This is a genomic window from Staphylococcus sp. GDY8P94P (assembly GCF_017892255.1).
GTDB lineage: Bacteria > Bacillota > Bacilli > Staphylococcales > Staphylococcaceae > Staphylococcus > Staphylococcus cohnii.
Window position 1 is genome coordinate 1 of the sequence record NZ_JAESKU010000035.1, and the last position, 6,117, is coordinate 6,117.

The window sequence follows — 6,117 nt, forward strand, 5'->3', positions numbered from 1 at the left end:
CGTTATTCAGTCTAGCATCATACCCTTTTAAAACATATTCATTTTTTTGGATTTGCTGAACAATCTGATATAAAAAGAATAAAAAATAAATTGAATGATATTGAAAGAAAACTAAAAGAAGAAGAAAGAAAGATTAACGATACTAGAAAAGGTTTAGAAAACATTACACCTAGAAAAGCTAAAATAATGTTTGAACAACAGAAAAAAACAATCCCATTATATTTAATTTATGATGAAGTTGTTAGTCATATAAACACTCATTTATTAAACTTTATTGAGATGATGAAAGAGTTTAATTGGAATGAAGGTTACAGACCTTTTATAGAATTATTTATTGAAGAATTTATACCTACTGAATATGATTATGAAGAATTAGTTTTATTCTCTAATGAACTTGATACACTTTTTTATAAAATAAATCAGAGAATTATTTCAAGAATTGGAGAACTTGAAGAAGAAGATTTTAATCAACTTATGGAGATCTTAAATAAATATAGAAAAGAAAGTGATGAATAATGTCTATTGTAAAAATTCAAGGAGTGAAAAGATTAGATAATGCAATAAATAATGAAGTTGACACAAAATTATGTCATCTTGGTAAAATAAGTGTCAAATAAGGAGCCATTTTTCTTTCTTTTTTGTAGATAGACATTGTTAAACCAACAAAAATTAGCAATCCATTTTATATGCTAATTGGATTGCTAAAAGGTTTGTTATTTTATGTTTTGTACTATTAAACTTAACCCGTTAGATAATGGCACGCTACCCTCTTATATTCATTCAGTATGAAGTAACAATTGATCTAAATCCATTATTTTAATTTTCTTTTTCGGTAACCGTTTGATCAATCCAAGTTCTTCTAGATTAGTAAATTTACGGCTGATTGTTTCTGGTGTGGTACCAAGATACGAGGCTAAATCCTTTTTGGACATTCGTAAGATAATCGTTGGACTATTGCCACTTCCCTTTTCAACATTCTCAGCTAAAAAGGATATAATGCGGGTTTCTACATTTTCAATCGCTACTTGTGTGGTTTGTTTTTCAGAATCCTTCAAACGCATCGTTACTTCTGACAGTATTTTTAATGAGATCTGCGGATATTTCACCAAATACTCTTGTAAATCCTCTCGTTTAATTAAACAAATGGATGTATTTTGTAGTGCTTCCGCATAGTTCTCATGAATACTTCCAGGTTGGAAAATAGCGACTTCACCTGTAAAATCACCGGGATTTAAAATGCGAACAAGTTGTTCTTTTCCAGAATCCGATAAGCGATAAATCCGAGCCTTACCCGAATTGATAATATATAAGGTATCATCTTCCTCATCTGCACGGAATAACATTTCCCCTTTTTGTAGATGAAGTGTCTTGGCAGATTCCGCAATCAAATCCATTTGTGAGTCTTTCAAATGGTTAAAAATAGGAACAATACGAATACATTCTGCATGTCCATGTTGGTGATGACAACATTGGTTTTGTTCCAAAATAACCTCTCCTTTTTATAAAAAGCCTAAGAGGGCATCTTAGGCTTCCTTTCTATTCACTCGATTAAGCAGGTTTTACCTTTGATTTGACAACAGGATATCCTAAGTCTTCAATTGCCTTTTCGATATCGTTAATAGCGACTGCTTCTGAATCAAAATCTACTTTTACTTTACTTGCATTGAACATTACTTTCAAGCTATCTTGATTCACACCGTTTATTCCTTTCACCGCATTTTCAATCTTTTGCATACAAGATGGGCAAGATAAGGTTTCTAATTGAATCGTTGCTTTTTGCATAAATCATTTCCCCCTTCATTTTTTAACGACCGTAAACCAATCTATTCTTTTGTTTTTGAGTTACTTTAAGCCTGATATGCTTTATCTACTTCTGATAACATCTCGAATGTGCCTGCATACGTTTCACATACATCTCCAGGAATGGTGTAGTTGTCTGTGATTTTTCGTAATTGAGCAAATTCAGCATCTAAGTCAGGTTTGTTCGTACCTGCGTCTTTTACTTTTCCACTAATTGTTTCAAACAATTCACGTACTTCAAAGGCTTCTGGGTGATTCTTACCATGGGCCCGTGTAATTGCAGTGGTGTATAAATCCAGTTTTTCAAAATGGTTTGTTATTACTTCGTTAAATGTTTGTTCAGACATTATTATTTCCCTCTTTCTATATATAATTTTTGTTATGTGTGTTTGTCTTAGGCAGATTTTACTTTTGATTTAACAACGGGATATCCTAAGTCTTCAATTGCCTTTTTGATATCGTTAACGGTGATCGTTTCTGAATCAAAATCTACTTTTACTTTACTGGCATTGAATAATACTTTTAAGCTATCTTGATTAATCCCATTTAATCCTTTCACCGCATTTTCAATCTTTTGCATACAAGATGGACAAGATAATGTTTCTAATTGAATAACTGCTTTTTGCATGAATTATTTCTCCTTTCATCTTATCTTTGACTTTTTTGTTTTCCCTCTTCTTCTTTACAATTTAAGTATAGCTGAGGTTCAACGAAATGAAATTGACGCAAATCAAGTTTCAAGAAAAAGTAGGGGAGTATTTTGTTCTTCCTACCTGAATACTTCCCCTTTATCATTCGTCAAGACCGCTTTCTATTAAATTTATCCTCTCAAACGGTATCGAAGCAATCTCATACCATTCAAGATGACTACTAAGATACTTGCTTCGTGAACCAACATCCCGATTGACATATTCATCCATTCACTAAATAGTAGGCTAGCAAGTAAGATTAATACCACACCAACTGCTATGGCGATGTTCTGTTTCATGTTTCTTGAAGTTGATTTTGTTAAGCCTAATGCGTGTGGTAAACGACTAAAGTCAGAATTCATTAAAACAACATCTGATGTTTCAATTGCAACATCTGTTCCACTTCCCATGGCGATTCCGATATCTGCTAAGGCTAATGAAGGACTATCATTCACTCCGTCACCGACAAAGGCAATGATCCCGCCTTCTGCTTGCATTTTTTCGATATAAGCAGATTTTCCTTCTGGAAGCATATGACCGTGTGCTTCTGTTAACCCAAGTTCTCGAGCAACTAAATCTACGGTTCCTTGGTTGTCCCCAGAAAGAACGACAAGGTTTTTGACCCCTAGTTTTTTCAGTTTTTGAAGATCTTTTTTAACACCTGGACGGATTTGATCCCGAATACCCATCAGAACGTTTAATTCTCCGTCGACCGCAGTTAACACAAGAGAATTCCCATTTTTCTCAAAGCGTTCGACGTCTTTTTTAGCTTTTTCGCTTAATTTCACATTTTCCTTTTCCATTAATGCTACGTTACCAACGGCTATACGATGAACACCTATTTTTGCTACAATTCCGCCACCTTTAACGACTTCGGTTTCTTCAACAGTAGAGAAAGTTGTCTCGCCAATATCCTGTAGGACAGCTTTCGCTAGTGGGTGGTCCGATTCACGCTCCACACTTGCTAAATATCCTAGAACCTCTTCAGTATTTTTTCCGTAAAATTCTTTTTCGGCAACTTCAGGGTTTCCTACTGTCAATGTTCCTGTTTTATCAAAAACGATAGTATCTACTCTGCTAAAGTCATTGATAACTTCACTACCTTTTAAGAGGACACCATTACGTGCACCGTTTCCGATACCGGCAACGTTGGATACAGGAACCCCGATAACTAATGCACCTGGACATCCTAAAACAAGAATCGTGATAGCTAGTTCAATATCTTTTGAGAAAAACCAAACAATAAAACCAAGGACTAACACAGCTGGTGTATAATATTTAGAGAATCGGTCAATGAAACGTTCTGCTTCTGATTTGGAATCCTGTGCCTCTTCCACTAATTCGATAATTCTACCAAATGTTGTATCTTCTCCAACGCGATCAGCTCGAATTTGGATCGTTCCATTTTCTAAGATAGATCCTGCAAATACTTCAGAATCAACCTTTTTACTTACAGGTAAAGATTCTCCAGTAATACTTGCTTCATTAATGTGACCTTCACCAGTTAACACTGTTCCATCTACCGGAACTTTTGCACCCGTTTTAACTAATAAAATATCACCTTCGTCTACATCATTGACATCTACTTCTTCAAATTCTCCGTTTTCCATTTGCTTTAAAGCACTTTCTGGTGCCAGCTCTGTTAATTCTTTAATGGCAGAACGTGTTTTGTTCAAGGTACGTTGCTCCAAGTATGAACCAAATAAGAATAAGAAAGTAACGATGGCTGATTCCTCATAATTTTGAATCAATACTGCCCCAATAACTGCAATGGTAACTAAAACATCAATACTGACAACTTTTACTTTTAATGCCTGATAGGCTTGGATTGCAATCGGCGCCACACCAAGAATGGATGCAATGATGAGCGACCAATTGAAAATGGCCATGTTGTCTAAGGAAAATCGTCCGAAGAATGCAAGTGCAATCAAAATTGCACTGACCAGTGTAATGGAATTCTTTTTACTTAATATATATCTTTGCATGTTGATTCCCTCCAATTTCATTTGTATTCCTTGTTGATGACTCTAGTATAGGATGTTTCTATAAAATAAAAATTGATTAGTATCAAGTTCTATTGTAAAAGTGAAAAATTATAAAAGAACAGCAAAACAAATCTAACTGTTTTACTGAATAACTCTTATATATTATCGAACATACAATAAAGATGTCTTGGTTTTGAGTGTCCTGTTTTTGAGTGTCCTGTTTTTTACTACACGGTAGGATTGGCTTAATATCAACCTTTACTCGTTTTTTAGCTATTTCTACTGTTATTAAAGGCGTTGCGCGAACGTTGCTTTGTAAAAGAACCGAAAAATAATAGATTATAAGTCAGAGAGGAGTTAGCTATGGATATTGGTTCGAAAATAAAAACTAAAAGAAATGAATTGAATTTAACTCAACAAGATCTAGCTGAAAAGGTGTTTGTTACGCGACAAACGATTTCTAAATGGGAATTGGGAAAAAGTACACCGGATTTAATTAGTTTGAAATTGTTAGAGAAAGCATTAGTTGCTGACTTCTTCGAAAATGAGATGGTCAGTCAATCGGAAGGAGCAAAATCAATGAATAAAAAAATACAATTTAAAGATATTCTTTTTACTTTGTTACTCGGTTTATCATATCTACCCTTACGCATTTTATTTACCTTCTATGAAAAGCATCGATCATCAAAATTTTCAGCCTATATTGTTAAACCTGCTTTTATCGCTTTATTTATTTATTTCATTGCAAGTATTCGGTCAGAATTTCTCTTTTCAGTAACTCTTGTAACAATAGCTCTTTACTTTGCCTTCACTCTTTATCATGAAGCTTAATTGGTCAGTTATTGATGAAAAAAAGCAACAATTCTTGTTAAAAATTGAGATGAAAATTCTAATTGTTCACTAAAAGAACTTTAGCAATATAGTTCCTTTTGAGAACAATTATCCAGTTAAGACTACTGATTGACTTAGCAAATGAAACAGAATTAGCACAAGGATATGTACCTTTTTATGAAAGATATATACAAACCTTCCACCCAACATTTTTTGAATACGATCATCTGGTAGGCTTTTCTGACAAGCTAGATGAAAAGATTTTAGAAGTAAATAAAATAGATATTAGAAATGTAGATCAGCTAGAAGATAAACTTATGAAAGTTCTAGAAGTGTTAAATGAGTATAGGAAAGATAGTCCTGAATAGAAATCTAACGCCCTACTGTTGTTTTGACACCACCATAAAGCCAACAGGAAAGATTTATTAGCTTAATAGTGGGGGTTAACTTTATGAAGCATTTAAATCGTTTCTAAGAGCTTCTGATTATCTAAATATATAAATATACCTACACAACAAACAAAGCCAAACAAGAAGGCATATAACAAGTTATAGAGTTTATTTTATCTCTTTCAATCATTCAGTCTTTCAATCTCTTTTATATCAAGTTCTTTTTCTTCCAGATGATTTTCATCTACTGTATTTAGATTTTCTTGCTCTTGATAGAATGAATGACTGTTAATATTAAAACTATTAATATTAGAACTGTTAGTATTAGTTCTGTTAGTAATAAAGATGTCTTGGTTTTGAATGTCCTGTTTTTTAGGGAACGGTAGGATTGGCTTAATATCAATGATGCTAGACTGAATAACG

Annotated in this window: 9 protein-coding genes; 3 read left to right on the forward strand and 6 right to left on the reverse strand. The window is 33.5% G+C overall.

The window, feature by feature from the left end; translation table 11 throughout:
* Positions 1-90: 90 nt before the first annotated feature.
* On the forward strand, positions 91-516 hold the full coding sequence (locus KA926_RS13710) for a hypothetical protein (RefSeq protein ID WP_119639636.1): 426 nt from the start codon (positions 91-93) through the stop codon (positions 514-516).
* A gap of 260 nt (positions 517-776) precedes the next feature.
* On the opposite strand, the gene KA926_RS13715 is transcribed toward KA926_RS13710, so the two are convergent.
* From KA926_RS13715 to KA926_RS13735, 5 genes are all read right to left on the reverse strand, one after another.
* Positions 777-1,484 (reverse strand): Crp/Fnr family transcriptional regulator, encoded by a 708-nt coding sequence (locus KA926_RS13715; RefSeq protein ID WP_245335878.1) that lies wholly within the window; start codon positions 1,482-1,484, stop codon positions 777-779.
* Between the two features lie 64 nt (positions 1,485-1,548).
* Positions 1,549-1,782, reverse strand: a complete 234-nt coding sequence (locus KA926_RS13720; protein ID WP_031797729.1) for a heavy-metal-associated domain-containing protein — start codon at positions 1,780-1,782, stop codon at positions 1,549-1,551.
* 65 nt (positions 1,783-1,847) lie between these two features.
* On the reverse strand, positions 1,848-2,147 hold the full coding sequence (locus KA926_RS13725) for a hypothetical protein (RefSeq protein ID WP_026907429.1): 300 nt from the start codon (positions 2,145-2,147) through the stop codon (positions 1,848-1,850).
* A 47-nt stretch (positions 2,148-2,194) separates the two neighbouring features.
* Entirely contained in the window at positions 2,195-2,428 is a 234-nt protein-coding gene (locus tag KA926_RS13730; RefSeq protein ID WP_031797730.1) for a heavy-metal-associated domain-containing protein, read from the reverse strand.
* A 192-nt stretch (positions 2,429-2,620) separates the two neighbouring features.
* On the reverse strand, positions 2,621-4,474 hold the full coding sequence (locus tag KA926_RS13735; RefSeq protein ID WP_031797731.1) for a heavy metal translocating P-type ATPase: 1,854 nt from the start codon (positions 4,472-4,474) through the stop codon (positions 2,621-2,623).
* 363 nt (positions 4,475-4,837) lie between these two features.
* Here KA926_RS13735 and KA926_RS13740 point away from each other — a divergent pair, with 363 nt between their 5' ends.
* Positions 4,838-5,305 carry a helix-turn-helix transcriptional regulator gene (locus KA926_RS13740; RefSeq protein ID WP_210144621.1) on the forward strand — a complete coding sequence of 156 codons (468 nt, stop codon included), beginning with the start codon at positions 4,838-4,840 and terminating at the stop codon, positions 5,303-5,305.
* Positions 5,306-5,403: 98 nt separating this feature from the next.
* The gene (locus KA926_RS13745) at positions 5,404-5,673 is read left to right on the forward strand and encodes a hypothetical protein (protein ID WP_210144623.1); all 270 of its coding nucleotides are present in this window, start codon (positions 5,404-5,406) and stop codon (positions 5,671-5,673) included.
* A gap of 203 nt (positions 5,674-5,876) precedes the next feature.
* Here KA926_RS13745 and KA926_RS13750 read toward each other — a convergent pair.
* The coding region (locus KA926_RS13750; RefSeq protein ID WP_210144625.1) for a hypothetical protein at positions 5,877-6,117 on the reverse strand (241 nt) is incomplete at its 5' end.